This window comes from Kocuria sp. (assembly GCF_030530945.1).
Lineage (GTDB): Bacteria > Actinomycetota > Actinomycetes > Actinomycetales > Micrococcaceae > Kocuria.
On sequence record NZ_JAUMTZ010000002.1, the window covers coordinates 1 to 25,480 of the forward strand.

Annotated in this window: 23 protein-coding genes, 4 tRNA genes and 1 riboswitch; of the genes, 3 read left to right on the top strand and 24 right to left on the bottom strand. The window is 72.9% G+C overall.

Annotation, left to right across the window (positions count from 1 at the left end; genetic code table 11):
• The 17 genes from Q4A22_RS02455 to Q4A22_RS02535 form a co-directional block, all read right to left on the bottom strand.
• Positions 1-561, bottom strand: a 561-nt coding sequence (locus Q4A22_RS02455; protein ID WP_303176970.1) for a Trp biosynthesis-associated membrane protein, incomplete at its 3' end; no start/stop codon positions are given.
• 35 nt (positions 562-596) lie between these two features.
• The gene (locus tag Q4A22_RS02460; protein WP_303176971.1) at positions 597-2,153 is read right to left on the bottom strand and encodes an anthranilate synthase component I; all 1,557 of its coding nucleotides are present in this window, start codon (positions 2,151-2,153) and stop codon (positions 597-599) included.
• Positions 2,154-2,567, bottom strand: coding sequence for a phosphoribosyl-AMP cyclohydrolase (gene hisI, locus Q4A22_RS02465; protein ID WP_303176973.1), 414 nt, complete (start codon positions 2,565-2,567; stop codon positions 2,154-2,156).
• Positions 2,567-3,331, bottom strand: coding sequence for an imidazole glycerol phosphate synthase subunit HisF (gene hisF / locus Q4A22_RS02470; RefSeq protein ID WP_303176974.1), 765 nt, complete (start codon positions 3,329-3,331; stop codon positions 2,567-2,569). Before hisF ends, hisI begins: the two co-directional genes overlap by 1 nt.
• A 70-nt stretch (positions 3,332-3,401) precedes the next feature.
• Entirely contained in the window at positions 3,402-4,247 is an 846-nt protein-coding gene (hisG, locus tag Q4A22_RS02475; protein WP_303176976.1) for an ATP phosphoribosyltransferase, read from the bottom strand.
• A 95-nt stretch (positions 4,248-4,342) separates the two neighbouring features.
• Positions 4,343-4,606 (bottom strand): phosphoribosyl-ATP diphosphatase, encoded by a 264-nt coding sequence (locus Q4A22_RS02480; RefSeq protein WP_303176978.1) that lies wholly within the window; start codon positions 4,604-4,606, stop codon positions 4,343-4,345.
• Between the two features lie 46 nt (positions 4,607-4,652).
• Positions 4,653-5,132, bottom strand: coding sequence for a 6,7-dimethyl-8-ribityllumazine synthase (ribH, locus tag Q4A22_RS02485; RefSeq protein ID WP_303176979.1), 480 nt, complete (start codon positions 5,130-5,132; stop codon positions 4,653-4,655).
• Positions 5,129-5,806 carry a GTP cyclohydrolase II gene (gene ribA, locus Q4A22_RS02490; RefSeq protein ID WP_303176982.1) on the bottom strand — a complete coding sequence of 226 codons (678 nt, stop codon included), beginning with the start codon at positions 5,804-5,806 and terminating at the stop codon, positions 5,129-5,131. Before ribA ends, ribH begins: the two co-directional genes overlap by 4 nt.
• Positions 5,803-7,134, bottom strand: coding sequence for a 3,4-dihydroxy-2-butanone-4-phosphate synthase (ribB, locus tag Q4A22_RS02495; protein WP_303176983.1), 1,332 nt, complete (start codon positions 7,132-7,134; stop codon positions 5,803-5,805). Before ribB ends, ribA begins: the two co-directional genes overlap by 4 nt.
• A complete protein-coding gene (gene ribD, locus Q4A22_RS02500) occupies positions 7,119-8,555 on the bottom strand; it encodes a bifunctional diaminohydroxyphosphoribosylaminopyrimidine deaminase/5-amino-6-(5-phosphoribosylamino)uracil reductase RibD (protein ID WP_303176985.1) in 1,437 nt (478 codons plus the stop codon). The genes ribB and ribD overlap by 16 nt, the downstream gene beginning before the upstream one ends.
• Positions 8,552-9,271 carry a nicotinamide riboside transporter PnuC gene (pnuC, locus tag Q4A22_RS02505; RefSeq protein WP_303176986.1) on the bottom strand — a complete coding sequence of 240 codons (720 nt, stop codon included), beginning with the start codon at positions 9,269-9,271 and terminating at the stop codon, positions 8,552-8,554. Before pnuC ends, ribD begins: the two co-directional genes overlap by 4 nt.
• A 140-nt stretch (positions 9,272-9,411) precedes the next feature.
• Positions 9,412-9,585, bottom strand: a riboswitch (FMN riboswitch).
• Between the two features lie 168 nt (positions 9,586-9,753).
• Positions 9,754-10,434 carry a ribulose-phosphate 3-epimerase gene (gene rpe / locus Q4A22_RS02510; protein WP_303176988.1) on the bottom strand — a complete coding sequence of 227 codons (681 nt, stop codon included), beginning with the start codon at positions 10,432-10,434 and terminating at the stop codon, positions 9,754-9,756.
• 102 nt (positions 10,435-10,536) lie between these two features.
• Positions 10,537-12,132 carry an RsmB/NOP family class I SAM-dependent RNA methyltransferase gene (locus Q4A22_RS02515; protein WP_303176989.1) on the bottom strand — a complete coding sequence of 532 codons (1,596 nt, stop codon included), beginning with the start codon at positions 12,130-12,132 and terminating at the stop codon, positions 10,537-10,539.
• Positions 12,129-13,052 carry a methionyl-tRNA formyltransferase gene (locus Q4A22_RS02520; RefSeq protein ID WP_303177380.1) on the bottom strand — a complete coding sequence of 308 codons (924 nt, stop codon included), beginning with the start codon at positions 13,050-13,052 and terminating at the stop codon, positions 12,129-12,131. The genes Q4A22_RS02515 and Q4A22_RS02520 overlap by 4 nt, the downstream gene beginning before the upstream one ends.
• An 11-nt stretch (positions 13,053-13,063) precedes the next feature.
• Entirely contained in the window at positions 13,064-13,780 is a 717-nt protein-coding gene (gene def, locus Q4A22_RS02525) for a peptide deformylase (protein ID WP_303176991.1), read from the bottom strand.
• A gap of 50 nt (positions 13,781-13,830) precedes the next feature.
• Positions 13,831-14,745, bottom strand: coding sequence for a cytochrome (locus tag Q4A22_RS02530; protein WP_303176992.1), 915 nt, complete (start codon positions 14,743-14,745; stop codon positions 13,831-13,833).
• 103 nt (positions 14,746-14,848) lie between these two features.
• Positions 14,849-14,920 (bottom strand) — tRNA-Val (locus Q4A22_RS02535).
• A gap of 243 nt (positions 14,921-15,163) precedes the next feature.
• Here Q4A22_RS02535 and Q4A22_RS02540 point away from each other — a divergent pair.
• From Q4A22_RS02540 to Q4A22_RS02550, 3 genes are all read left to right on the top strand, one after another.
• A tRNA-Gly gene (locus tag Q4A22_RS02540) sits at positions 15,164-15,236 on the top strand.
• 59 nt (positions 15,237-15,295) lie between these two features.
• Positions 15,296-15,366 (top strand) — tRNA-Cys (locus Q4A22_RS02545).
• Between the two features lie 35 nt (positions 15,367-15,401).
• Positions 15,402-15,476: transfer RNA gene (locus Q4A22_RS02550), tRNA-Val, on the top strand.
• 250 nt (positions 15,477-15,726) lie between these two features.
• On the opposite strand, the gene nrdE is transcribed toward Q4A22_RS02550, so the two are convergent.
• The 7 genes from nrdE to Q4A22_RS02585 form a co-directional block, all read right to left on the bottom strand.
• A complete protein-coding gene (gene nrdE / locus Q4A22_RS02555) occupies positions 15,727-17,904 on the bottom strand; it encodes a class 1b ribonucleoside-diphosphate reductase subunit alpha (RefSeq protein WP_303176993.1) in 2,178 nt (725 codons plus the stop codon).
• A complete protein-coding gene (gene nrdI, locus Q4A22_RS02560; RefSeq protein WP_303176994.1) occupies positions 17,883-18,377 on the bottom strand; it encodes a class Ib ribonucleoside-diphosphate reductase assembly flavoprotein NrdI in 495 nt (164 codons plus the stop codon). Before nrdI ends, nrdE begins: the two co-directional genes overlap by 22 nt.
• Before the next feature lie 104 nt (positions 18,378-18,481).
• Entirely contained in the window at positions 18,482-18,718 is a 237-nt protein-coding gene (gene nrdH / locus Q4A22_RS02565; RefSeq protein WP_303176995.1) for a glutaredoxin-like protein NrdH, read from the bottom strand.
• Positions 18,719-19,011: 293 nt separating this feature from the next.
• On the bottom strand, positions 19,012-19,869 hold the full coding sequence (locus Q4A22_RS02570; protein WP_303176997.1) for an NAD(P)H-binding protein: 858 nt from the start codon (positions 19,867-19,869) through the stop codon (positions 19,012-19,014).
• Positions 19,870-20,134: 265 nt separating this feature from the next.
• On the bottom strand, positions 20,135-21,208 hold the full coding sequence (locus Q4A22_RS02575) for an App1 family protein (protein ID WP_303176999.1): 1,074 nt from the start codon (positions 21,206-21,208) through the stop codon (positions 20,135-20,137).
• A gap of 63 nt (positions 21,209-21,271) precedes the next feature.
• Complete coding sequence (locus Q4A22_RS02580) at positions 21,272-24,943, bottom strand: DNA polymerase III subunit alpha (protein WP_303177000.1); 3,672 nt, start codon at positions 24,941-24,943, stop codon at positions 21,272-21,274.
• 85 nt (positions 24,944-25,028) lie between these two features.
• A complete protein-coding gene (locus Q4A22_RS02585) occupies positions 25,029-25,448 on the bottom strand; it encodes a DUF6504 family protein (protein WP_303177001.1) in 420 nt (139 codons plus the stop codon).
• Between the last annotated feature and the right edge of the window lie 32 nt (positions 25,449-25,480).

The following is a 25,480-nucleotide window of genomic DNA, read 5'->3' on the forward strand; positions in this document are numbered from 1 at the left end:
CGCGGCGTCGTGGGCGCCCGGGGCCACGGTGGCGCTCGGGGCCCCGGGCCCCGCGGAAGTGCCGGTCCCGGTGGCGGCGGCGCGGTCGTAGCGCTGGGTGGCGCGGCGCCGCACGCGCTGGGCCACCAGCACGAGCCACACCCCGCAGAGCACGAGCAGGGCGGCGGCGGCGAGCGCGGCCCAGGGCCAGCCGGTCATGGTGTAGTCCCCGCCGTCGTTGATCACCCCGGTCCGGGCGCCCACGGTGGGCTGGGCGGCGGCGCGGGGGCCGCCGGTCACGGCCAGCACGGCGGCCGCGGCACCCACCCCGGCGAGTGCTACGACCACGCCCACGACGCTGCGCAGCAGCCTCCCGCCGAGGGCCGAGGCCACGGCGGCGACGGCGGCGACGAGACCGAGGGCGGTGACGGCGGGGGCGGCGTCGGAGCCCTTGACGTCCACCGTGACGGGCTGCAGGGAGGTGGTGACCGCGGCGTGGATCCACGCGGTGGTGGTGGTGCCGAACAGCGCGAGTGCGCAGAGCAGGGTGATCAGGACGGCGGGTGCGGTTCGACGCAGCACGGTGGGGCTCCTCGGCAGGTGCGGTGGTGGTGGTCTCAGCGCGGGGGTTCGCGCAGCGCCTGGGCGAGCAGTGCGGCGCGCAGGGGCGCGGTGGCCTTGTTCAGGGACTCCTGGGCCTCGGACTCGGGGTCGGAGTCCGCCACGATGCCCCCGCCTGCCTGGACGTACGCGGTGCCCTCGAGCAGCAGGGCGGTGCGGATGGCGATCGCCATGTCCATGTTCCCGGCGAAGTCCATGTAGCCCACCACGCCACCGTAGACGGCGCGGCGCAGCGGCTCGTACTGGTCCAGCAGCTGCAGGGCCCGGGGTTTGGGGGCTCCGGAGAGGGTGCCCGCCGGGAACGTCGCCGCGAGGACGTCGTAGGCGCTGACGTCCTCGCGCATGCGGGCCACCACGGTGGAGCACAGGTGCATGATGTGGCTGAAGCGCTCGATCTCCATGAACTCGCTGACGTCCACGCTGCCGGGTTCGGCCACGCGGGAGAGGTCGTTGCGGGCCAGGTCCACGAGCATGAGGTGCTCGGCGCGCTCCTTGTCGTCGGCGAGCAGGTCCCGCTCCAGGGCGAGGTCCTCGTCCACGGTGGCGCCGCGGGGGCGGGAGCCGGCGATGGGGTGGGTCACGGCCTGGCGTCCGGTCACGGTCACCAGGGCCTCCGGGGACGAGCCCACGATCGAGTAGGGCCTGCCCCCGGCGTCCTCGAAGGAGTACAGGTACATGTACGGGCTCGGGTTGATCCGGCGCAGGGTGCGGTACACGTCCAGGGAGTCGGCGTCGCAGGCGGCCTCGAAGCGGCGGGAGACCACCACCTGGAAGATGTCCCCGTCCACGATGGCCTGCTTGCCGCGGTCGATCGCGGCCATGAACAGCTCGCGGTCCCAGGACTGGTGCACCGCGGTCTCCAGGTCCGCGGGGTCCTGCCGCTCGTCCGTGACGGAGACGGTGGTGCGGCCCAGCGGGGTGGCCAGGCGCGCGAGCATCGACTCCAGCCGCGCCACGGCGTCGTGGTAGGCGGCGTCCACGTTCTCGTCGGTGCCGTTGAGGTTGACGGCGTTGGCCACGAGCAGCACGGTGCCGTCCTTGCCGTCGTGGACGGCCATGTCCGCCACGAGGTTCATGGCGAGCTCGGGGACGTGGAGGTCGTCCTCGGGCGGGTGGGGCAGCTTCTCCCAGCGCCGCACCGCCTCCCACCCCACGAAGCCCACCATGCCGCTGGTCAGGGGCGGCACGCCCTCGAAGGGCTCGGTGTGCAGCAGCTCCATGGTGGCGCGCAGTGCCTCGAGCGGATCGCCGTCGGTGGGGGCACCCGCCGGGGGGTCACCGATCCAGTGGGCGCGGCCGTCCCGCGCGGTGAGCGTGGCCATGGATCCGGCGCCCACGAACGAGTAGCGGGACCACACGCCGCCCTCCGCCGCGGACTCCAGCAGGAACGTGCCCGGGCGGGGGGCGCCGTCGCGGGTCACGAGCGCGCGGTAGAGGCCCACGGGGGTAAGCGAGTCCGCCAGCACGGTGGTGCGCACCGGAACCACCCGGCGGGTGGCCGCGTACTCCCGGAACTCCTCGAGGGTGGGGGTGATGGTGCCGAGGTGCTGCATCTAGACCGCCTGTTCCGCGTTGAGGTCCCGCCCGTCGAAGCACGTGCGGGAACCGGTGTGACATGCCGCGCCGGTCTGGTCCACCCGCACGAGCAGGGCGTCCCCGTCGCAGTCCAGGTGCACGGAGTGCACCCGCTGGACGTGGCCGGAGGTGTCTCCCTTGCGCCAGTACTCCTGGCGGGAACGGGACCAGAAGGTGACCCGTCCATCGGTGAGGGTGCGGCGCAGGGCCTCGTCGTCCATCCAGCCGAGCATGAGCACCTCGCCGGTGTCGTGCTGCTGGACCACCGCCGCGACCAGTCCGGCGGGATCCCGCTTGAGGCGCCGGGCGATCCCGGGGTCCAGCTGCTGCCCGGCGGCACCGGGGACGGACGCGCCCGCACGGGTGGCGGCGGCGTCGTTCGTGGGAGCCATCAGCGCACCTCGTGCCCGGCGGCGCGCAGGGCGTCCTTGACCTGGGCGATGGCGTGGTCCGGTCCGAAGTGGAACACGGAGGCCGCCAGCACGGCATCCGCTCCGGCGTCCACGGCCGGGGGGAAGTGCTCGGGCGCGCCCGCACCGCCCGAGGCGATCAGCGGCACGCCCACCACCTCCCGCACCGCCGAGATCATCTCCAGGTCGAAGCCCTCCCGGGTCCCGTCCGCGTCCATGGAGTTGAGCAGGATCTCCCCCACGCCGCGCTCCTCGGCCTCCCGGGCCCACTGCAGGGCGTCGCGGCCGGTCAGGGTGCGCCCGCCGCGCGTGGTGACCTCGAAGCCGGAGGGGGTGTTGCCCGTGCGCTTCGCGTCCAGGGAGAGCACGAGCACCTGGTTGCCGAAGCGACGGGTGATCTCGTCCACGACCTCCGGGTGCTCCACCGCGGCGGTGTTGATCGAGGCCTTGTCCGCGCCGCAGCGCAGCAGCCGGTCCACGTCCTGCGGGGTGCGCACCCCGCCGCCCACCGTCAGCGGGATGAAGACCTTCTCCGCCGCGCGGGCCACCATGTCGAACACGGTGCCCCGCTGGGCGGAGGAGGCCGTCACGTCCAGGAAGGTCAGCTCGTCCGCGCCCGCGAGGTCGTAGCGAGCCGCCAGCTCCACGGGATCCCCCGCGTCACGCAGGTTCTCGAAGTTCACGCCCTTGACCACGCGCCCGGCATCCACGTCCAGACACGGGATCACCCGCACCGCCACTGCCATCTCTGCCGTCCTCCGCCGTCTCGTCCGTCTCGGTTCTCGTCCCGCCCCGCACCCGTGCGGGGTGCGCACTTCAGATGCGCGCCGCCTGGATGGGCGAGACCAGGATGGCCCGGGCACCCACCTCGTAGAGGGCGTCCATGACCTTGTTGGTGTCCGCCTTGCGCACCATGGCCCGCACCGCCACCGCGCCGTCGCGGCCCAGCGGGGAGATCGTGGGGCCCTGCATGCCGGGGGTCAGGGCGGTGGCCGCGGGCAGCAGGTCCTCGCTGACGTCGTAGTCCACCATCACGTACTGCCGCGCCACGAGCACACCCCGCAGACGACGCCGCAGCACGCCCAGTCCCTCCGGCTCCGCCTCGTGACCCCGCCGGATCAGCAGGGCCTCGGACTCCATGATGGGTCCGTCGAAGATCTCCAGCCCCGCCGCGCGCAGCGTGCTGCCGGTCTCCACCACGTCCGCGATCGCGTCTGCCACACCCAGGCGGATGGACGACTCCACCGCGCCGTCCAGACGCACGACCTCCGCGTCCACCCCCTGCTCGCGCAGGTGCTTCTCGAGCAGCAGCTGGTAGCTGGTGGCGATCCGCCTGCCCTGCAGCTCGTGCACGGAGCTGAACTGCCCGGCCGGCCCCGCCAGCCGGAACGTGGAGCGCGCGAAGTCCAGTCCGAGCTCCTCGGTGGCCTGCGCCCCGGAGTCCAGCAGCAGGTCCCGACCCGTGATCCCGAGGTCCAGGGTCCCCCCGCCCACGTAGATCGCGATGTCCCGGGGGCGCAGGTAGAAGAACTCGACCTCGTTGTCGGTGTCCACCAGCACCAGCTCGCGGGTGCTGCGCCGCTGCCGGTAGCCGGCCTCGGTGAGCATGGTGACGGCCGATTCGGACAGTGCGCCCTTGTTGGGCACGGCGACTCGCAGCATGGTGGTCCTTTCCGCGGTGCGGTCTGGGTGAGTAGGGGCGGCCCGCAGGTCCGCGGGCGGGGGCGGCCGTGGCCGGGCCGGGGGCGCGGGGGTGCTCAGAGGTGCTTGTACACGTCCTCGAGGCTCATGCCCTTGGCGATCATCATCACCTGGAGGTGGTAGAGCAGCTGGGAGATCTCCTCGGCGGCCTCGGCGTCGGTCTCGTACTCGCACGCCATCCAGACCTCGGCGGCCTCCTCCACGACCTTCTTCCCGATGCCGTGGATCCCGGAGTCCAGTTCCGCGACGGTCTTGGAGCCCTCGGGGCGCTGGGCCGCCCTGGTGGCGAGTTCGGTGAAGAGGTCTTCGAAGGTTTTCACGGTCCCAGACTACCGGGCGCGGGGCGGGAGCACGCCCCGCGCCCGTTCAGCAGGTGATCCCCCGCAGGGTCAGGGCGGTGCTGAGCGCGGCGTGGGCGGCCTCGTAGCCCTTGTCCTCGTGGGAGCCCTCCAGCCCTGCGCGGTCCAGGCCCTGCGCCTCGGTGTCGCACGTGAGCACGCCGAAGCCCACGGGTGTCCCGGTGCGCACGGACACCTCCGTGAGTCCGTTCGTGGCGGCGTGGCAGACGTAGTCGAAGTGGGGGGTGCCGCCGCGGATCACGACGCCGAGCGCGACCACCGCGTCCACCTCCGGTGCCAGCCTGCTCGCCGCCACGGGCAGCTCGAAGCTGCCGGGCACCCGCACCCGCAGCACCTCCCCGGTGCGGGCCTCGTCCAGCGCGCGCAGGGCGCCGTCGAGCAGGCCGTCCATGATGGTGGTGTGCCAGCTCGCGGCCACCACGGCCACGCGCAGCTGCGAGGCGTCGAGGTCGGTGGCGTGGCTCTCGGGTGCTCCGTGTCCGCTCATGAGTTCTCTCCTGGGGTGAGGTGGGTCAGGTGGTGGTGCATGCGGTCGCGCTTGGTGCGCAGGTAGCCGAGGTTCTCGGCGCGGGCCGGGACCTCGTGGGGGACCACGTCCGCCACGGTGATCCCGAGGGCCTCGAGCTTCTTGACCTTGTCGGGGTTGTTGGTGAGCAGCCGCACCGTGGTCAGGCCCATGGCGGTGAGGATCCTGCCCGCCGCGGTGTAGTCCCGGGCCTCGGCGGGCAGCCCCAGCATGGTGTTGGCGTCCACGGTGTCCGCGCCGGCGTCCTGGAGCCTGTAGGCCCGGAGCTTGTTGAGCAGCCCGATGCCGCGGCCCTCGTGGTTGCGCAGGTACACCAGGGTCCCGCCGTGCTCGGCGATCCGCTCCATGGCCAGGTGCAGCTGCGGACCGCAGTCGCAGCGCCACGAGTCCAGCACGTCCCCGGTGAAGCACTCCGAGTGCAGCCGCACCAGGGGTGGCAGGGCCTCCTCCCCCGCCGGCTGCGGGGCGCTCAGCGACACGTGCTCGGTGGCGGGCACGCCGGAGGGCTCGGGCACGCGCCACGCCGTGACGGAGAACGTCCCGTACCCGGTGGGCACGGAGACCGGCTCGGAGTGCTCCAGCGCCTCGAGTGGCCCCTGCGGCTCCGCGGTGCCGCGGTGCTCGGCAGCGCTCATGCGGTGCGGCCCTCGCCCCGTGTGTCCCCGTGGACCGCGGACGTGCTGGTGGGGGCGGCGTCGGGAACGGCGGCCGGGGCGGTGTGGTGCTCGTCCAGGAACGTGCAGAGGTCCGCGATGCTGATCATCACCAGCCCGTGCTCGTCCGCGAAGCGGCGCAGGGCGGGTGCGCGGAGGGGCTGGCCGGCGTCGTCCACGACCTCGGCGATCGCGCCCACGGGCTCGCACCCGGCCAGGCGGGCGAGCTCCACGGCGGCCTCGGTGTGGCCCGCGCGCTCCCGGACGCCACCGGGGACGGCGCGCAGCGGCAGGACGTGGCCGGGACGGGTGAGGTCGGTGGCGGAGGTGCCCGGCAGGGCCAGCAGCCGGGTGGTCAGGGCGCGGTCGCGGGCGCTGATCCCGGTGGTGATGCCCACGCGGGCGTCGCACGTGACGGTGTAGGCGGTGGCCTTGGCGTCCTCGTTGTGCTCGGTCATGGGCGGCAGCGCCAGCCGGTCCGCGTGCTCCCCCGGCATGGACACGCACACCACCCCGGAGCTGTGTCGGACCGTGAATCCCATGAGGGGCTGGGTGGCGTGCTGGGCGGCGAAGACCAGGTCGCCCTCGTTCTCCCGGTCCTCGTCGTCCACGACCACCACCGCGGCGCCCGAGGCGATCGCGGCCACGGCGTCCGCCACGGGGTCGAGGCGTACCGTGTCCGCCGCGGCGGACGGCGCGTAGGAGGCCAGGCGCTCGGCGTACTTGGCGAGCACGTCCACCTCCAGGTTCACGGCGTCCCCCGGGCCGCGGGTGCCGAGCGTGGTGGCGCGCAGCGTCTCGGGGATCAGCCCCACCTCGAACCACGCCGGCTCCCGCCCCGCGGCGTTCACCGCGGTGACCGTGAGGGACACGCCGTCCACGGCGATCGAGCCCTTGACGGCCACGTAGCGGGCCAGCTCGGCGGGCAGCGCCACGCGCACGGTGTCCCACCCGGTGTGCCGCACGCGGGAGACCACGGTGCCCACGCCGTCCACGTGGCCCTGGACCACGTGGCCGTCCAGGCGGTCCCCGGCGGCCGTGCAGCGCTCCACGTTCACGCTCTCGCCGTCCCGCAGCCGCCCCAGGGTGGTCAGGCGCAGCGTCTCGCCCATCACGTCCGCGGTGAAGTCCCCCGTGGCGGGCCCCTCCGCGGGAACCGCCGTGAGGCACACGCCGTTGACCGCGAGCGACCCGCCGTGCGGCAGGTCCGCGACCAGGCGGCCCGCGCCCAGGTGGAGGCGGGCGGCATCGTCCGCCAACCGTTCTACGCGGCGCACGGTGGCCTGGGACTCGACTATTCCGGTGAACACTGTTCCTCCTCGGGGGACGGGGTGTGCGGGGCCCGGCACGGCGTCGTCGCGGTGCCGCCCGCGGGGTCTGGCGCGGACGGCGTGGCACCGTCCGGCGGGTTCGTGGTGGCGCCCGGGGCCGCACCGGTGGCGGCCGCGGGGCGGGCCTGCCGGACGTGATCCGGCGTCCCGGTGGGAGCGGGCGACGCCTCGCGATCCGCCAGCGCCGCGCCGCCGCGGTCTTGATCGGTGGCGGCACGGCTCGCCGGCCTCAGGTGCCAGCGGATGTCCTCGCCCACGGGGGCCACGGCAGCGCCCCCGGCAACACCCACGGGATCGCCGCGCCACCGCGACGCCGCTGCCAGGGTCTCCACCCCGAGCGCCGCCACCGACGCCGCCCCCGCGCCCAGCAGCACGGGCGCCTGGTGGAGCCACAGCTCGTCCACGAGGTCCGCGGCGAGGAACGCGGCCGCCACGGTGGGCCCGCCCTCCACCAGCACGTGTGCGGCACCCAGGTCCCGCAGCCGGGACAGGGCCTCGCGGGGGTCGTGGGTGGCCAGGTGCACGAAGCGCCCGTCCGCACCGGCGGCGGACGCGCCGACGACGCCGCGGCGCACCGCCGCCGCCTCCGGCACCGGGCGGGTGGACATCACCGCGCGCAGCGGCTGCCGCGGCACGGGCGCGCCCGCGGCGTCACGGGCCGTGAGGGAGGGGTCGTCCGCGCGCAGGGTGCCGCCCCCCACGAGGATCGCGTCCACGCGGGCGCGCAGCGCGTGGCCCTCGGCGCGGGCCGCCTGCCCCGTGATCCACCGGCTCGTCCCGTCCGCGGCGGCCACCCGCCCGTCCAGGGTCTGGGCGATCTTGAGGCTCACGAACGGGCGGTGCTGCGCCTGCGCGCGGAACCAGCGCTCGTTCAGTGCCAGGGCCTCGTCCGCCAGGAGACCCGCGCGCACGTCCAGGCCCTCGGCCACGAGCGCGGCAGCGCCCCCGCGGGCCGCGTCCGTGCTGTCCCCCACGGCGTAGACCAGGCGGGGGATCCCCGCGGCCGCCACGGCCTCCGAGCAGGGCCCGGTGCGTCCCGTGTGGTGGCAGGGCTCCAGGGTCACGACCATGGTGGTGTCCCGCAGGTCCGTGCCGGCCTCGCGGGCCAGGCGCAGGGCGGCCACCTCCGCGTGGTCGGTGCCCGCGCCGCGGTGGTGGCCCACGTGCAGCACCTCCCCGGCGGAGCTCAGGATGGCCGCGCCCACCACGGGGTTCGCCCCGCGCACGCCCAGCCGCGCCGCCTCCAGGGCCCCGCGCATCGCGGTCTCCTCGGCGGCGGTGAAAGGCCCGGCGCCAACCCCGGGGGTGGTGGAGGTCGCGTCGACGCGGGGTGCGGAACCGGGAGAACGGCGCGCGGAGGCGCGGGAACGGGGTGCGGCGTCGTCGGACGGGGAGGTCACGGGCGCTCGTCCCCGGTGGCGTCCCCCACGGACAGGTGGAGGTCGGGGAAGCCGGTGCCGATGGTGGCGGCCCGCCGCTGGCGCGTGTTCACCCGCCACCACACGAAGAAGCCCGCGAGGGTGAAAGCCCCGTAGAACACGTACATGAGCCCGGAGGCGTAGTACCCGGCGGAGAACAGCAGCGGGACGCCCACCAGGTCCACGGCCACCCAGAAGAGCCAGAACTCCACCCAGCCCCGGGCCATGCCCAGGGTGGCCAGCAGCGATCCCGTGAAGATCCAGGCGTCCGCCCACACGGGCTCGTAGGAGCCCAGGGCGCGGAAGACGGGGGTGAGCACGGCGGTGCCCACGAGCATGGCGAGCACCAGGAGGACGCGCTGGCGGCGCCCCGCCCAGCGCGGGGTCACCGCCTCCTGCTCGGCGCCGCGGGAGCGCCGCCACTGCACCCAGCCGTAGACGGACACGGCGATGAACATGATCTGGCGACCGGCCTGGCCCAGGAGGTTCACGGGGTTGGGGGTCTCGAAGACCGCACCCAGGAAGACGGTGAGCAGGATCGCGTTGCCCACGATGCCCACGGGCCACGCCCACACCTTGCGGCGCATGCCGCCCAGCGCGGAGAGCAGGCCGAAGACGTTGCCCAGCACCTCGCGCCACAGGATGAACCCGTCCCCCACGCGCAGCTGCGCGTCGAACAACCAGCGCAGGACCTCCACGGTGTCTCCTCTCACCCGCCACGGTCGGTGGTTCCGGGGAGCAGGAGCACGCCCGCGGCCACGGCCGCGCGGCGGACAGCACCACCGGATGACCCGGTCTCACGCACCCTGTGGGGGATGCGCCGCGGGACGGCGGTGCGCACGTGTGCCTACCATCCAGACTGTACTGTCGGCGCCGGAATTTCACCGGCTCGGCCGTTCCCACCGCACCCCGGGGACGCGCCGTCGCTGACGGCGGCTCGCGCGGAGCGCAGTGTTCCCGGTTCGCGGACTGTCACCGCCGGTTCGGAGTTGCACCGACCCCGGAACACGTTGCAGAGCACAGTATGCCACGCAGCCGGGCACCCCCTCCGCGCCGGGGGGCCGGTTCCCCTCGTGCACCGGGTGCGGGCCGCTGGGATGGGACGGGTGCCCCGCGGTGGCACGGATGCCCGGGGTGGGAGGCCGGCCGGCCGGCCGAGCGGAGCGGGTGCCGGGGCCGCTCAGGCGCCGTGGGCGGCGGCGGAGTGCTCGCGTGCGGTCCGGCGCAGTGCGGCGATCGCGGCCGCCGGGTCCTCGGCGCCGTACACCGCGGAGCCTGCGACGAAGGTGTCCGCGCCCGCCTCGGCGGCCCGCGCGATCGTCTCCTCGCTGATCCCGCCGTCCACCTGCAGGGCCACCGTGCCGCCGTGCGCCCGCACAGCGGCCGCCGCGCGGCGCAGCTTGGGCAGGGTCACGTCCAGGAACGACTGGCCGCCGAAGCCCGGTTCCACGGTCATCACGAGCAGCATGTCCAGCTCGGGCAGCAGGTCCAGGTACGGCTCGACCGGGGTGGCCGGGCGCACCGCCAGCCCCGCCTTCGCCCCCGCGGCCCGCAGCTCCCGCGCCAGCTTCACGGGGGCCGCGGCGGCCTCCGCGTGGAAGGTCACGGACGCGCACCCTGCCTCGGCGTAGGCGGGAGCCCACCGGTCCGGGTCCTCGATCATCAGGTGCAGGTCCAGCGGGACCGGGCTGACCCGCTGCAGCCGCTCCACCACGGGCAGGCCCAGGGTGAGGTTCGGGACGAAGTGGTTGTCCATCACGTCCACGTGCGCGGCGTCCGCGGTGCGGATGCGCTGCAGCTCCTCCCCCAGGCGGGAGAAGTCCGCGGAGAGGATGGACGGGTGGATGTCGCAGCGGGTCATGGGTTCCTCCTGGGGTGTGCTGGGTGGGCGTGGGGCCCGTGGGACGCGGAGCCCGGGAACCGCGGGTCGGATCCCGCGGTCCCTGTGCCGGCTGTCGGTGGGTCAGGCCCGGCGCCGCAGCGCGACCATGTACATGGCGTCGGTGTCGTGGACGTGCGGCCACAGCTGCACGCTCGTGCCACCGCCGGGGACCTCGTGGCCGGCTGCCCGGGCGCCGTCGAACGCTCCCGGCAGGGCCGCGCCCTCGGCGAGCGCGGCGGTGTCCAGGACCTCGGCGTCCCCGCGCCGGTCCGGGACGTCCTGCAGCACGTCGTGGGTCTCGGCGGTGTGCGGTGAGCAGGTGGCGTAGAGCACCACGCCGCCGGGGCGGGTGGCGTCCAGCGCGGCGTCCAGCAGCGAGCGCTGCAGGTCGGCGAGGTTGGCGACGTCCGACGGCGTGCGCCGCCAGCGCGCCTCGGGGCGTCGTCGCAGCGCCCCCAGGCCGGTGCAGGGGACGTCCACGAGCACGCGGTCGAAGGCGCCCGGGTGCTCGGCCGGGACGTCGCGGCCGTCGCCGGTGCGCACCTGCCACGCGGGGCGGGGCACCGGGGCGAGGGATGAGCGGACGAGGTCGCTGCGGTGCGCGCTGACCTCGTTGGCGAGCAGCGTGGCGCCGCGCTCGTGGGCCAGCGCGGCGAGCAGTGCCGCCTTGCCCCCGGGGCCGGCGCAGAGGTCCGCCCAGCGGCCGGTGTCCCCGGTGACGGGTGCCCCGGCGAGGACCCGGGCGACCAGCTGGGACCCGGCGTCCTGGACCCGCACCACGCCCTGCGCGGCACCGGGCACGCGGTGGACGTCTCCCCCGCCGCTCACGGCGCTGTCCGGGACGAGGTCCCCGGGACGCGCGCCGCCGGCGAGCACGGGCTCCAGCGAGCCCAGCCCGGGCAGCGCCACGAGGTGCACCTGGGGCGCGGCGTTGTCCGCCTCCAGCAGGGCCGTGATCTCGCCGGGCTCGCGCCCGTTCGCGCGCAGGGCGCGCCGCAGCGCCCGCACCTCCCACGCGGGGTGCGCGTGGCGGACGCCCAGGGCGCGCCACTCGTCCGGCTGCTGCTGGGCGAGCTCGTCCAGCCACTCCTCCTGCGGGCGCCGGGCGACCTTGCGCAGCACCGCGTTGACGAGACCCGCCGGTCCCTGCCCGACCTCCCCGCGCACCAGGCCCACGGTGGCGTCCAGGGCGGCGTGGTCCGGGACGCGCATGGCCAGCAGCTGGTGGGTCCCGAGGCGCAGGGCGTCCAGCACCGCGGGGTCCAGCTGCTCCAGGGGCCGGTCCACGCACGTCTGCAGCACGGCGTCCCACGTGCCGCTCCAGCGCATGGTGCCGTACGCGAGCTCGGTGGCGAAGGCGGCGTCGCGCCGGTCCAGGCGGTGCTCGCGCACGAGCGCGGGCAGCACCAGGTTGCCGTAGGCGTCCTCCGAGCTCACGGCGCGCAGGGCGCGGAACGCGGTGAGCCGCGCGGGGTCCGAGTGACGACGCCGCTGGGCCGGCGCCTGCGCAGAGTAGGACCGCTCGTGCTGGGCCCGGCGGTTGCGCTCGTGCCCGCGGGCGTTGCGGCGCGAGCCGCCCCGGGCGTCCCGGTCGCGGCCGCCGCGACCTGCGGAGCCGCGGTCCTGTCCCCGACCCCCGGACGCTCCCGCGCCTCGTTCGTTCTGCTCCCGGCTCATGCGAATGCCACCTGCTCCCTGTGCTGCTGTCCGCGCGCCCAGTCCAGGGCCGCCATGGGCTTCTTGCCTCCGGGCTGCACCCGGGTGAGCTCCACCGCGTAGGACCCGGTGCCCGTGTACACCCGCCTGTCCCGGATCTCCACGGTTCCCGGTGCAAGCCCCGTGACCTCGGGGGCGGGCACCACGCGCTCGACCTTGAGGCGCTGGCCCTCGTGCTCCGTCCAGGCCCCCGGCTCGGGGGTCACCCCGCGCACGTGGTGGGCCACGGCCACGGCGGGGTGCTGCCAGGTGATGCGGGCCTCCGCGCCCGTGAGCTTGGGGGCGGCGCTGGCCTCCCCCCGCTGCGGCGTGGGCTGCACCCGCCCGGTCGCGAGTCCCAGGAGCGACTCCGCGAGCAGCGGCGAGCCCTCGTGCGCCAGGCGCTCCAGCACGGAGCCGGCGGTGTCCTCGGAACGCACCTCGTCCGTGAGCGTTCCCACCACGGGCCCGGTGTCCATCCCCTCGTCCAGCACGAACGTGGTGGCCCCCACCACGGTGTCACCGGCCATGAGGGCGCGCTGCACCGGGGCGGCGCCGCGCCACTGCGGCAGGAGGGAGAAATGCAGGTTCACCCAGCCGTGCTCGAAGACCTCCAGGGCCGGTCGCGGCAGCAGCGCACCGTAGGCCACCACGGCCCCGATCAGCGCACCCGTGTCCCGCAGCCGCTCCCGGACCTCCTCGGTGACCCGGTTGGCCTTGAGCACGGGCAGTCCCAGCTCCTCGGCCCGGCGGCCCACGGCGGAGGGGGTGAGCACCCGCTTGCGTCCCACGGGGGCGTCCTCGCGGGTCAGCACCGCGACCACCTCCAGCCGCGGGTCCGCGTGCAGGGCCTCCAGCGGGGGAACGGCCGTCTCCGGCGTGCCCGCGTACACGATCTTCAGCGCCTCGTCCGTCATCGGGCACCTCCACGGCCGAACGCGGAGCCCGCGCCGTCCCGCCCCGGTGACGCGGCGGCGTCGTCCGCGGGGCGCGTGAAGGCGGAGCCCTGCGAGCGGGTGGTGGCCCCGTCCGCACGGGCCCCGTCCGAGGCGGTGCGAGCGTGGGTGTGCATCCCGGCCTCCGACGAGGCGGCGGCGTCCTGGCGGTGGGCGTCCCGTTCGCGGGCCACGCGGGCGGCGGTCTCCTCGAAGCTCGCGCTGCGCAGCTGGCGCATGGCGTCCCTGCGCTCGTCCCCCACGAGCCGGTCCACGTAGAGGGTTCCGGACAGGTGGTCCGTCTCGTGCTGGAAGCACCGGGCCAGCAGACCCTCGGCCTCCCGGTGCACTGGCCGGCCGTGGAGGTCCACCCCCGTGAGCACCGCGTGCCGCATGCGGGGGGTCTCGTAGGACAGACCCGGGACGGAGAGGCAGCCCTCTCCCCCCTCCTGGGGCTCCTGGCCGGTGCTCAGCCGCGGGTTCACCACGTGGCCCTCGTCCCCGTGGACACCCCACGTGAAGACCCGCAGCCCCACGCCCACCTGCGGCGCCGCGAGTCCCACACCGCCCACCGCGTACATGGTCTCGAGCATGTCCCGCACCAGCGCGGCCAGCGACTCGTCGAACTGGGTGACCTCCTGGGCGGGGGTGCGCAGGACGGGGTCCCCGATGGTGCGGATGCGCAGAATACTCACCGTGCGGTGCTCTCCTCGTGTGGGTGTGGTGGCCGGGCTGATGACCGCTCTCAGTCTACGGCGGGCCCGGTGGCGGTCCGCGTGGCGCCGACGTCCGCCCCCAGGCGGCCCGTGGGACTGCCCTCGAGCGGGGGCGGGGCGATGCTCAGCAGCTGCCGACCGGCGGCATCGAGCTGCGTGGAGCGCGCCCACACCTTCGCCAGGGCGCAGAACTTGTACCAGTGCAGCGGCAGGTGCTCGGCGACGGCCTGGACGGTGAGCGCCTCCGTCTCCCCGATGGCCACGGCCATGAGCACCTCCGCATCCCCGTAGCGCCACGGCTCCCACTCCCCCGCGGCGGCGTCCACGAGCGACTCCTCCGCCTTGAGCCCGGCGACCAGCTGGGTGACCACCTTCGGGTCCGGCGCCTTGACCCGGCCCGCCCGGTCCGTGCCACGGGTCTTGTAGTCGATCAGGCACACCTTGCCCCCGATGCGTGCCACGAGGTCCAGGGTGCCGGCGTAGCCCACGGTGGAGTTCCACACGGTGATCTCCGCCGCGAGCGGCTCGGGGCGGTACAGCTGCCACCACTGGTCGGCGCTGTCCGCGAACCTCGCCTCGTGGTGCTCTGCGAGCTCCGCCCGGGCCCGCTCCACCTCGTGCTCATGCCCCATGGCCCGCAGCGCGAGCTGCTCGCAGTAGTCGTGCACCCGGTCCCCGCGCTGGGCGGCCTGGTCCCGGTGGCGCTCCGCGGCCTTCGCCGCGTGGTTCACGAGGGAACGACGCCGCCGTGAGTCCCGCAGGGCGTCCGGCAGCTGGGGATCCGTGGCCAGCGCCTGGGCCGCGCTGTAGGCGTACCACCCGCCGAGGTCGTTGGCCTCGCAGCCGATGACGGTGGTGATGGACGGAACCTCGAGGTCACCGCCCTCCCGGCGCGCGTACATGCGGCCCGTGGGAGTCTGCTGTGCCAGGCGGGGTTGCGTCATGGACCCAGGGTAGGAACGGACCCCGACACGCAGAAGCCGCCCCCGGAGTCTGCGGGCACGAAAAAACCCGGTCCCTCTCGGGACCGGGTTTCTCCGTTATTCGTGCGCGATACTGGGATCGAACCAGTGACCTCTTCGGTGTGAACGAAGCGCGCTACCGCTGCGCCAATCGCGCTTGCAACGTTGAAGACTCTAGAACACATCTGCCGGACACGGCAAATCCACCCCGGGGTCAGCGGTGATTTGCCCGGACCCCACCCGGTGGGTAATGTTCTTCCTCGTTGGCAACGCCCCGCAGGGCACGGCCTTCCAGAACGGAAACGTCCCGGAAGTCGCACACGGCGGGTAGCGCGAGAACCTGTGATAAAGTTTCCGCTCGGAAGAACGGCAACCGGCAGGTTCCCGATCGACCGACAATGCGGACGTAGCTCAGCTGGTAGAGCATCACCTTGCCATGGTGAGGGTCGCGGGTTCGACTCCCGTCGTCCGCTCGCAGTTATCGACCTCCCGGTCGAGATCTGAGACCCTGTCCTTGAAGGATCTGGTCCCCGGTGGGGTGGCCGAGTGGTTAGGCAGCGGCCTGCAAAGCCGTCAACGCGGGTTCGAATCCCGTCTCCACCTCGGTGCAACCACCTCGTTCAATTGGTGAACATTGAGCGCGATTGGCGCAGCGGTAGCGCGCTTCCCTGACACGGAAGAGGTCACTGGTTCGATCCCAGTATCGCGCACCAGATGAAAACCCCGGAACTCCTGTTCCGGGGTTTTTTCGTGTCCAGACCCTCTACCCGGACGCCGGCGACGAGCGGTACAGCTCCCCCGCCCGCCCCGGTGGTGCACTCCGTGGGGTGACGAGGCGCGCCGCCCTCGGCCAGCGCGCACGGCGCGCACATGCGCGCGGGCCGCCCCACCATGGGACGGCCCGCGGCGGCGTCGTCGTGGCCCACTGGCCAGGAGCGCCTGGTCAGGGGCGACGTCGACGCGTCACAGCATGCAGGAGACGCAGCCCTCCACCTCGGTGCCCTCCAGCGCGAGCTGGCGGATGCGCGAGTAGTACATGGTCTTGATGCCCTTGCGCCACGCATAGATCTGCGCGCGGTTGATGTCGCGGGTGGTGGCCGTGTCCTTGAAGAACAGCGTCAGGGACAGGCCCTGGTCCACGTGCTGGGTGGCCGCGGCGTACGTGTCGATGATCTTCTCGTAGCCGATCTCGTACGCGTCCTGGAAGTACTCCAGGTTCTCGTTGTCCATGAACGGCGCCGGGTAGTACACGCGGCCCAGCTTGCCCTCCTTGCGGATCTCGATGCGCGAGGCGATCGGGTGGATCGAGGACGTGGAGTTGTTGATGTAGGAGATGGAACCGGTGGGCGGCACGGCCTGCAGGTTCTGGTTGTACATCCCGTCCGCCATGACCTTCTCGCGCAGCTCGCTCCAGTCCTGCTGCGTGGGCAGGGCGATCCCGGCCCGCTCGAAGAGCTCACGGACGCGCTGCGTGGCCGGCTCCCACGCCCGCTCGGTGTACCTGTCGAAGAACGAGCCGTTGGCGTAGTCCGAGTTCTCGAAGCCCACGAAGGACTCCCCGCGCTCCTTGGCGATCAGGTTCGAGGCCCGGATGGCGTGGTAGGTCACCGCGTAGAAGTACATGTCCGTGAAGTCCACGCCCTCCTCGGAGCCGTAGAAGATGTGCTCCTTGGCGAGGTAGCCGTGCAGGTTCATCTGCCCCAGACCCACCGCGTGGGACATCTGGTTGCCGCGCCGGATGGAGGGCACCGAGTCGATGTTGGACATGTCCGAGACCGCCGTGAGGCCGCGGATGGCGGTCTCGATGCTGGCCCCGAAGTCCGCGGACTCCATGGCCATGGCGATGTTCATGGAGCCCAGGTTGCAGGAGATGTCCTTGCCCACCTCCGCGTACGTGAGGTCCTCGTTGTACGTGGAGGGCTCGGAGACCTGCAGGATCTCGGAGCACAGGTTGGACATGATGATCTTGCCGTCGATGGGGTTGGCCCGGTTCACCGTGTCCTCGAACATGATGTACGGGTACCCGGACTCGAACTGCACCTCCGCCACGGTCTGGAAGAACTCGCGCGCGCTGATCTTGGTCTTGGTGATCCGGGAGTCGTCCACCATCTCGTGGTACTTCTCGCTCACGTTCACGTCCGCGAAGGGCATGCCGTAGATCCGCTCCACGTCGTACGGGGAGAACAGGTACATGTCCTGGTTCTTCTTGGCGAGCTCGAACGTGATGTCCGGGATGACCACGCCCAGGGAGAGGGTCTTGATGCGGATCTTCTCGTCCGCGTTCTCCCGCTTGGTGTCCAGGAAGTTGAGGATGTCGGGGTGGTGGGCGTGCAGGTAAACGGCGCCCGCCCCCTGTCGCGCGCCCAGCTGGTTGGCGTAGGAGAACGAGTCCTCCAGCAGCTTCATCACCGGGATCACGCCCGAGGACTGGTTCTCGATCATCTTGATCGGCGCGCCCGACTCCCGCAGGTTGGTCAGTGCGAACGCCACACCACCGCCGCGCTTGGACAGCTGCAGGGCGGAGTTGATGTTGCGCCCGATGGACTCCATGTTGTCCTCGAAGCGCACCAGGAAGCAGGACACGAGCTCGCCGCGCTGCTTCTTCCCGGCGTTGAGGAACGTGGGGGTGGCGGGCTGGAAACGACCGGAGATGATCTCCGCCACCAGCTGCCGGGCCAGCTCCTCGTTGCCGTCCGCGAGGTACAGGGAGACCATGACCACACGGTCCTCGAAGCGCTCCAGGTAGCGCTGGCCGTCGAAGGTCTTCAGTGTGTAGGAGGTGTAGAACTTGAACGCGCCCAGGAACGTCTGGAAGCGGAACTTGGAGCCGTAGGCCTGCTTGGAGAGCTCCTTGATGAACTCCATGCTGTACTTCTCGAGCACCTCGGCCTCGTAGTACTGGTGGTCCACCAGGTACTTCAGCTTCTCCTCGAGGTCGTGGAAGAACACGGTGTTCTTGTTCACGTGCTGCAGGAAGTACTGCCGGGCCGCCTGGCGGTCCGCCTCGAACTGGATCCTGCCGTCCGCGTCGTAGAGGTTCAGCAGGGCGTTGAGCTCGTGGTAGCCCAGTCCCCGGTACTTCTCCGGGCAGGTGGGATCCTCGTGACCGGGCTCGACGCTCACTCCCGGGGTTGCGTGCATGCTTGCCAAAACTCTTCCAATCCTTGGGTGACCTTCTCGACGTCCTCGTCCGTGCCCATGAGCTCGAACTTGTACAGCAGGGGCACCTGGCACTTGGCGGCCACCTTCTCCGCGGCCACGCAGAACAGGGGGCCGAAGTTGGTGTTGCCGGCGCCGATCACACCCAGCAGGTGCGCGCGCGAGGATGCGTCGTTGAGGAACTTCACGACTTGCGGGGGGACCGAACCCGCTCCCCCGGGCCGGCCGTAGCTGGGCACTGCCAGCACGTACGGCTCGGTGATCCGAGGCGGGGGTTCAGTGGTCTTAAGGGGCAACCGGACCGAGCGCACCGGCAGCTTCGCGATGAACCGGTCCGTGTTGCGGGTGACGGAGGAGAAGTACACCACCAGGGGTGCATCCGCCTCCGGGACGTAGGACGACTGCCGCAGCTCCCGCTCCTTCGCGCGAGCGAGAACCGAGCTGAGGGAACTCATGCCCACTCACTTCCGATCCTGGGGGGTGCTTTCTTCTGCGGGCCCCGGGTCCGGCGGGTGGAGTCCGGGGCGGGCGCCGGTCTCGGCTCCGTGCCCGTGGCGGGTCAGGCGGAGAGCAGCAGGGCCAGCGAGTTGATCTTGTCGGGGCGGAAGCCCGACCAGTGCTCGGTGGTGGTCTCCACCACGGGAACCTGCTGGTAGCCCAGGCCCACCACGTGCTCGTACGCGGCGGTGTCCTCGGTGACGTCCACCACCGTGTAGTCGATGCCCTTCTTGGTGAGGGCACGGTAGGTGGCGTTGCACTGCACGCACGACGGCTTGGAATACACGGTGACAGACATGGCCCATTCTCCTTGCGGGAAATCCCGATTCTCCGACGCTTCCGGGGCCGCTGGGCTCGTGATCCGGGTGGTGCGCCAGGTGGTTGAACAACTGCGTCAATACTACATCTAGTGGCGCGCGAGGCCAGGACACCCAACATGATGTGGTCGCCTGTTCCACAGGTGTCACGATGTTTTCCCCGCGTTGTCCACAGGACGGCCCGGCACCGCGCCGCACGATCCTGCGGTTTTCATGCTCCCCGTGTGGATAAGCGGCCGTCTCGCACGTCACGAAAATATTTCTCGGCGCGGTGTCAGCGACCGCGCAGGACGTCCTCCAGGGAGCGGGGTTCGTGGCCGGTGAGCTCCCGCACGTGGTCCGTGACCTCCGCGAGCTCTCCCGAGGCGATCGCCGTGTAGGTGGAGATCCAGGCCTCCAGCTCCCACGACTGCGGGTCCAGGACGGCGCGCGAGGCCCGCGCCTGCGCTAGGGTCTCCGCCTCGTAGCGGTGCTGCCGCCCCGTGACCCGGGTGAGCGTCTCCGCGACCTCCGCCAGGGTGAGCGCCTGCGGCCCGGTGAGGGTGTAGGCGTCCCGGAGGGCGGCCGCCGGTTCGGCGAGCACGGCCACGGCGGCGTCGACGACGTCCGCGCGCGCCACCGCGGCGACCCGCCCGCTGCCGGCGGGGCCGCGCAGCACCCGGTCCTCCCCCGCGAAGAGCGGGAAGACGTCCAGGTAGAAGTTGTCCCGCAGGAACACGTGCTCCAGCCCGGCGTCCGCGATGGCCCGTTCCGTGGCGTGGTGGGTGCGCGCGAAGGTGAAGGTGGCCCGCGGACCGGGGGCGGCGAAGGAGGTGTAGACCACCCGGCGCACCCCGGCCAGGGACAGCGCCCGGACCATGGCCAGCTGCTGCTGCTCGCGCTCGGCGGTCTCCGCGGCGGAGACCAGGAGCACGGTGTCCAGGCCCGTCAGTGAGGCCACAGCACCCTGGGGGTCCGCGAAGTCGAACTCCGCCGCGTCCAGCAGCCCGCCGGAGGCCGCGACCCGCTCGTCGAGCCGACGGGGTCCGCGGGCGAGCAGCCGGTGGGCGATGCCCCGTCGCTCCAGGGCCCGTGAGACACCTCCTCCAATGTGTCCGGTGGCTCCGGTGACTCCGATCCTGGTACCGGTCATGGCATGTTCTCCGTTCGATGGTGGGGGTTCCGCCGCGAGGCGCCGGCGGGGCGCCCGGGGAGGGAATGACGAGGGGCGGAGCGGAAAGCCGCAACGGAGCGAGGGATCGCCGGGCGGAGGCCCGTCGCCGAGGCCGCATGCGGTGGAGGCGGCGCCCACGGAGCGGCGTGTGCCCGTGAGCAGGGCGCCCCTGGGCAGGGTGTCCGCCGACAGGGCGGCCACCGGCACGGGTGGCGCACCCCGGCGAGCGCAGGGCGGGGGTGGCTCAGAGCAGCCCGGCGTCCCGCAGCTGGTCCGAGATCGAGGCGCCGTCGTTGGCCTCGATCCACACGAAACCCTCGGGGACCGAGGTGACCCGGTGCCCGTCGCTGACCCGCGCACCGGAGGCGAGGACGGCCTCGGCGGGTGAGAGGTTGCGGATCACGATGGCGGCCACGGACTCCGGGTGGCGCTGGGCGAACCCGGAGTAGATCTGCGGGTCGTGCTGGCCGTCGTCCCCGATGAGGATCCACTTCACGTGGGGGAAGTTGCGGGCCAGGCGCTGGAGGTTCTGGACCTTGTGCTGGGAGCCGGAGCGGAACCAGCGTTCGGTGGTGGGGCCCCAGTCGGTCAGCAGCAGCGCACCGGCGGGGTAGGCGTTGCGGGTGAGGAAGCGGCGCAGCGTGGGCGCCACGTTCCACGCACCCGTGGAGAGGTAGAGGAACGGGGCGTGCGGGTGCTTGCGGTGCAGCCGGTCCATCATGGTGGACATCCCCGGGGTGGGGGTGCGCGCGTGCTCGTTGGCCACGAAGGAGTTCCACGCGGCGAGCAGGGGTCGGGGCAGGGCGGTGACCATCACCGTGTCGTCGACGTCGCACACGACACCCAGGTGCTGCTGGTCCGAGACCACGGTGACGGTGGCCTCCGTGACCTCGGAGCCCTCCGCCTGCATGTAGATGGTGTGGACTCCGGGCGCCATGGAGACGTTGAGGTCCACGTCGATCACACCGCCCTTGTCCGCCACGAAGTGGAACTCGTGGTCCCCCAGCCACACGTTGACGTGGGCGAAGGCGTAGGGCACGGAGGAGAACGAGCGCCAGCCGCGGATGGACTCGGCGGCGTCGTCCGTCTCGGCGACGAGCGAGCGGGTCTTGAGCAGCACCCGCCCCAGTGCCCGGACGTAGCGGGGACTGCCGTAGCCGTCGAAGGCGAGCATGGTGGGGATGTCCCCCCGTTGCAGGGCACGGCCCTGCCGCCACCGCTGCAGCTTCTGGTCGAAGCGGTAGCCGACGTTGATGGCCCGCTCCGTGACCTGGTCCACGGAGGGCAGCAGTTCCCCTCCGCCGGTGTTCTTCGCCATGGCTCACAGTGTTCCACAGCCCCGGGTGTGCCATGCTCCTCGCCTTTCCGCAGGCAGCCCGTGTCATCGCGCCCCGGCTCCCCCGACGGCGGTGGGCGCGGGTGCGGAGTCCCGAGCGTCCGCGTCCCGGGTGTCCCTGCCCCGGGGGTCGGCTCGGCGGGACCCCGGGGACGAGGGCGGCTGGCTGCCCTGCCGCCGCGGTGGCCGGGAGGCCGCGGGCCGGGATCCCAGCAGCGTGTGGGGGTCCGGAAGCTCCTCGGGGCGGGAGAGGTCCCAGGCCCGGATGGCCTGGATGCCGATCCCGCGGGGGCCGGTGCGGCGGGTGTGGCCGTGGACGAGCAGCAGCACGGGGGCGAAGAGGACCCCGCCGGAAGCGGCCTGGGCCTCGTCGAAGAACGTGCAGTCCACGGCGCCCGTGCCGTCGTCCAGGGAGATGAACACCACCCGCCTGCCGCTGCGCATGGGCGGGGTCATGGTGGAGACCCGCACACCGGCGACCACCACCTCGCTGCCGGTGCGCAGCCCCAGCAGGTCCTCGGCACGGGTGGCCCCGTAGGCGCGCATGAGCTGCGCGTGGGAGTCCATGAGGTGGGCGCTGACTTCGATGCCCATGGTCTCGACCTCTGCGCGCACCCGTTCCTGCGGGGAGGGCTCGGGCAGCCGTGCGGGCACGGAGGTCAGGTCCACGTCCCCCAGGGGCAGTGCGAGCTGGCCCTCACCCGGCCCGGAGCCCCCCGCCGGTCCTCGGCCGGCGGGCCGGTCTGCGCGATCGGTGAGGAACTGGACCATGTCCGCGTGGGAGGCACGGGCACCGGAGCCGCGCAGCAGGGAGTCCAGTGCCCCGGCGGCGGCCAGGCGCTGGAGGCTGCGGCGCGAGGGCCGGGCGCGCACCCGCAGCTCCGCGAGCGTGGTGTAGGGCTGGCCGGCCAGGATCCGCCGGATCTCGGCCGCGCTGATGCCGTTGACCGCGCCGAGGGACATGCGGATCCCCCAGGCGCCGTCCTGGGTGTGCGGGATCCCGGCCTCCAGGTCCCCGGAGGTCACCGTCCCGGGGCGGGGGGTGACCGGCTCCACCCTGTGGTGCTCCCCGCTGCGGTTCACGTCCGGGCCGAGCACGGGGATCCCCATGCGCCGGGCCTCCCCCACGAGCAGCCGCGCGGGATACATGCCGGGATCGTGCTCCCACACCCCGGCCATGAATGCCTCCGGGTGGTGGGTCTTCAGCCACGCCGACTGGTAGGTGGGCACGGCGAAGGCCACCCCGTGGGCCTTGCAGAACCCGAAGCTGCCGAACGCGTGCAGGATCTGCCACACGGTGTCCACGACGTCCCGGGTGTAGCCGCGAGCGCGTGCCCCCTCCCGGAACGCATCCTCCACGGGTGCCTCGGCGTCCGACCCGAGAAGGCGCCGCCAGACGTCGGCACGGCCGAGACCGCACCCGGTCATGCGGTCCATGATGCGCATGATCTGCTCGTGGTACACGGCCACGCCACGGGTCTCGGCGAGGATCTCCTGCAGGTCCGGGTGGGGGTAGACGGGGGTGGACCAGCCGTGGCGGGCGTTGAGGTAGGGCCGGACCATGTTGGCCTGCATGGGCCCGGGGCGGAACAGGGAGATGTCCACGACGAGGTCGTTGAACTCCTCCGGGGCCATGGTGCCGATGAGCTCGCGCTGCCCGGGGGACTCGATCTGGAAGCAGCCGAGGGTGTGGGTGGAGCTGATCAGGCGGAAGGTGTCGGGGTCGTCGCGCGGCATGGCGTCGAGGTCCGGGGGCGGTTCGTGGGGGTGCAGCCGCGTGATCTCCGCGACGGCGTGGGCCAGGGTGGACTGCATGCGCACGCCCAGGACGTCGAGCTTGATGAGGCCCATGGGGTCCATGTCGTGCTTGTCGTACTGGGACATGGGCAGCCCGGTGCCGCTGGCCTGGACGGGTGTGCGCCGCAGCAGGGTGGTGTCGGAGAGGATGACGCCGCACGGGTGCATGGAGATGTGGCGGGGCAGGCGGTCGAGGCGCTCGGTGAGGTCCACGAGCAGGTCCATCTGCCGGTTGTCCCTGAGCCGCTGCGCCAGCGGTGCGAGTTCGGGGCGGCGGGTGATCTCCGTGCGCAGGGTGGCGCCGGGCACCCGCCACAGCTGGCCCGCTACCTGGTCCACGTCCCGGGGGCCCATTCCCAGGGCGAGTCCGGCGTCTCGGACGGCGCCGCGGGAGCGGTAGGCGTTCTGCATGCTCATGAGGCTCACCCGCTGCGCCCCGAAGCGCTCGAAGATCCGGTGGTAGACCTCGTGGCGGCGGGCGCTCTCCATGTCGATGTCGATGTCCGGCAGGCTGGGGCGCAACGGGGAGAGGAAGCGCTCGAACACGAGGTCGTACTCGAGGGGGTCCGCCGGGGAGATCCCGAGCAGGTGCACCACCAGCGAGGAGACCCCGGAGCCGCGGGCGGCGTGGCGCACCCCCATGGTGCTCATCAGCTCCGAGACCTCTCCCACGGTGAGGAAGTAGCCGGCGAAGCCGAGGTGGGAGACCACGGCCAGCTCCCGTTCCAGGCGTCCGCGCAGGGACTCCCGGTTGAGCCCGGGCACCGTGCGGTCCCAGTCCTCCCCGCCGTGCAGCCGGGCGAGTCCGGTGTAGCAGCGCCGGGCGAGCTCACGGTCCGGGTCCCCGCTCACCCCGAGCACCGAGGCCTCGGGGATGACGGGGGTTCCCACCCCGAGGTCATCCCGCAGGTCGAGGACGCACCGCTCAGCGAGGTGCTGGGTGTCCGCGAGCAGCCTGGCCGCACCGGTGTCCGGGTCCCCGGAGGCGCTCGTGATCTCACGGGCCAGGCGGGTCATCCTGTCCTCGTCCTTGAGCCATCCCTGCCCGTTGGGCTGCAGCACTCCCCGGTCCGTTCCGGCGAGCTCGTCGAGGGACATGAGGGTGCGGGCGGCGTCGAGCACGTCCGCGGTCACGGCCTGACCCGGGTGGGCGTAGCGCACGGCGTTGGTCAGCACCACGGGCAGGTGCGCGGCGCGCCCGATCTCGTGCATCCGCACCGCGTGCCCGGTGCTCACCGGCGCCCCCTGGGGTGCCAGGTGGTTCACGGTCTCCACCACGAGGCAGTGGTCGGGCAGCAGCGCCCGCCAGCGCCCCAGGGCGGCGCGCGCGGCGTGGTAGTGCCGGCGCACCAGCAGCCGGCCCACGTCCGAGTCCGGCCCCACCAGCACCACGAGCCCGGGGCTCCCGCCGGCCGCCGCCCGGTGGACGTGGCGGGCGATCTGGGCCACGGTGAGCCCGATGGGATGGGCCACCCCGCGGTCGTGGGCACGGTGCGCGGCCGAGACCAGCCGGCACAGCGCCGCGTACCCGGCTCCCGCGTTGTGGCCCGTGGCCAGCACCACCACCCGGCCGGCCACACGGGGCACCCGGGGCCCACGAGTGCCGTGCCCGCCGCCGCCCGGGGACCCGGCGCGGCCACCGGCCGCTCCGCCCACACGGCCGCCCCCACGACCGCCCGCCGCGGATGCCGGTGCGACAGGTGGCGCGCCCAGCAGGGCGAGGTCCACTCCGAGGACGGGGCCGAGGCCGTGCTCCCGGCATGCCAGGACGTGCTTCACGGCACCGTAGAGACCGTCCCGGTCCGTGCACGCGAGGATCTCCGCCTTCTGCGCGGCGGCGGTCCGGGCGAGCTCCTCGGGGCGCGCCACGCCGTAGTGGGCACTGAACGCGGAGGCCACGTGGAGGTGGGGGAACGGCATACCCGTATTCGAATCTTTGTTCGAAGATTTGTCAACCACGCACTCCGCCGCGGCAGGTCTGCGCACACGGGCATGAGTGGCACGGTCAGGGGCTGACACGAAGCACCTGCCACCAGCCCGTGGCCTGGTCGCGCGTGAGGTCGAAGGTGCGGATGATCCCCGCCTCGGCGGGTGCGGCCTGGACCCGCCAGTACTCGCGGTCCACCACACTGGTGGCACTCTCCCGGGGCACGCGCTCCTCCGTGTCCCACCAGTTGCACCGCTCGAACCAGTGGATGACGGGCTGGAGCACCCGCAGCTCGCGTCCCCGGTAGACCAGTGCGCAGGGATCAAGGGCGGCGTTGCAGCGCACGGCCACCCCCTCTGGGCGGGAGTGCGACGGGGGCCCCACCGCCGGCTCCCCCACCTCTGGGACACCCCCGCCGATGACGGGCACCCCGGCCCAGGGGTCCTCGCACCGCACGACCCCGGCCTTGTGGATCTCCCTCGCGTCCAGCGCGGTCATGGTGGACCACTCCCCTTCGCATTCGAAGATGT

What these genes read in the sequence shown, in the direction of transcription:
- ribA (WP_303176982.1), bottom strand. Translation starts at nt 5,806, where the DNA reads ATGAGCGCTGCCGAGCACCGCGGCACCGCGGAGCCGCAGGGGCCACTC.
- Q4A22_RS02585 (WP_303177001.1), bottom strand. Translation starts at nt 25,448, where the DNA reads ATGACCGCGCTGGACGCGAGGGAGATCCACAAGGCCGGGGTCGTGCGG.
- Q4A22_RS02570 (WP_303176997.1), bottom strand. Translation starts at nt 19,869, where the DNA reads ATGACCGGTACCAGGATCGGAGTCACCGGAGCCACCGGACACATTGGA.
- rpe (WP_303176988.1), bottom strand. Translation starts at nt 10,434, where the DNA reads ATGACCCGCTGCGACATCCACCCGTCCATCCTCTCCGCGGACTTCTCC.
- hisF (WP_303176974.1), bottom strand. Translation starts at nt 3,331, where the DNA reads ATGGCAGTGGCGGTGCGGGTGATCCCGTGTCTGGACGTGGATGCCGGG.
- Q4A22_RS02530 (WP_303176992.1), bottom strand. Translation starts at nt 14,745, where the DNA reads ATGACGCAACCCCGCCTGGCACAGCAGACTCCCACGGGCCGCATGTAC.
- Q4A22_RS02515 (WP_303176989.1), bottom strand. Translation starts at nt 12,132, where the DNA reads ATGAGCCGGGAGCAGAACGAACGAGGCGCGGGAGCGTCCGGGGGTCGG.
- nrdH (WP_303176995.1), bottom strand. Translation starts at nt 18,718, where the DNA reads ATGTCTGTCACCGTGTATTCCAAGCCGTCGTGCGTGCAGTGCAACGCC.
- ribH (WP_303176979.1), bottom strand. Translation starts at nt 5,132, where the DNA reads ATGAGCGGACACGGAGCACCCGAGAGCCACGCCACCGACCTCGACGCC.
- hisG (WP_303176976.1), bottom strand. Translation starts at nt 4,247, where the DNA reads ATGCTGCGAGTCGCCGTGCCCAACAAGGGCGCACTGTCCGAATCGGCC.
- hisI (WP_303176973.1), bottom strand. Translation starts at nt 2,567, where the DNA reads ATGGCTCCCACGAACGACGCCGCCGCCACCCGTGCGGGCGCGTCCGTC.
- nrdI (WP_303176994.1), bottom strand. Translation starts at nt 18,377, where the DNA reads ATGAGTTCCCTCAGCTCGGTTCTCGCTCGCGCGAAGGAGCGGGAGCTG.
- nrdE (WP_303176993.1), bottom strand. Translation starts at nt 17,904, where the DNA reads ATGCACGCAACCCCGGGAGTGAGCGTCGAGCCCGGTCACGAGGATCCC.
- Q4A22_RS02460 (WP_303176971.1), bottom strand. Translation starts at nt 2,153, where the DNA reads ATGCAGCACCTCGGCACCATCACCCCCACCCTCGAGGAGTTCCGGGAG.
- Q4A22_RS02575 (WP_303176999.1), bottom strand. Translation starts at nt 21,208, where the DNA reads ATGGCGAAGAACACCGGCGGAGGGGAACTGCTGCCCTCCGTGGACCAG.
- Q4A22_RS02580 (WP_303177000.1), bottom strand. Translation starts at nt 24,943, where the DNA reads ATGCCGTTCCCCCACCTCCACGTGGCCTCCGCGTTCAGTGCCCACTAC.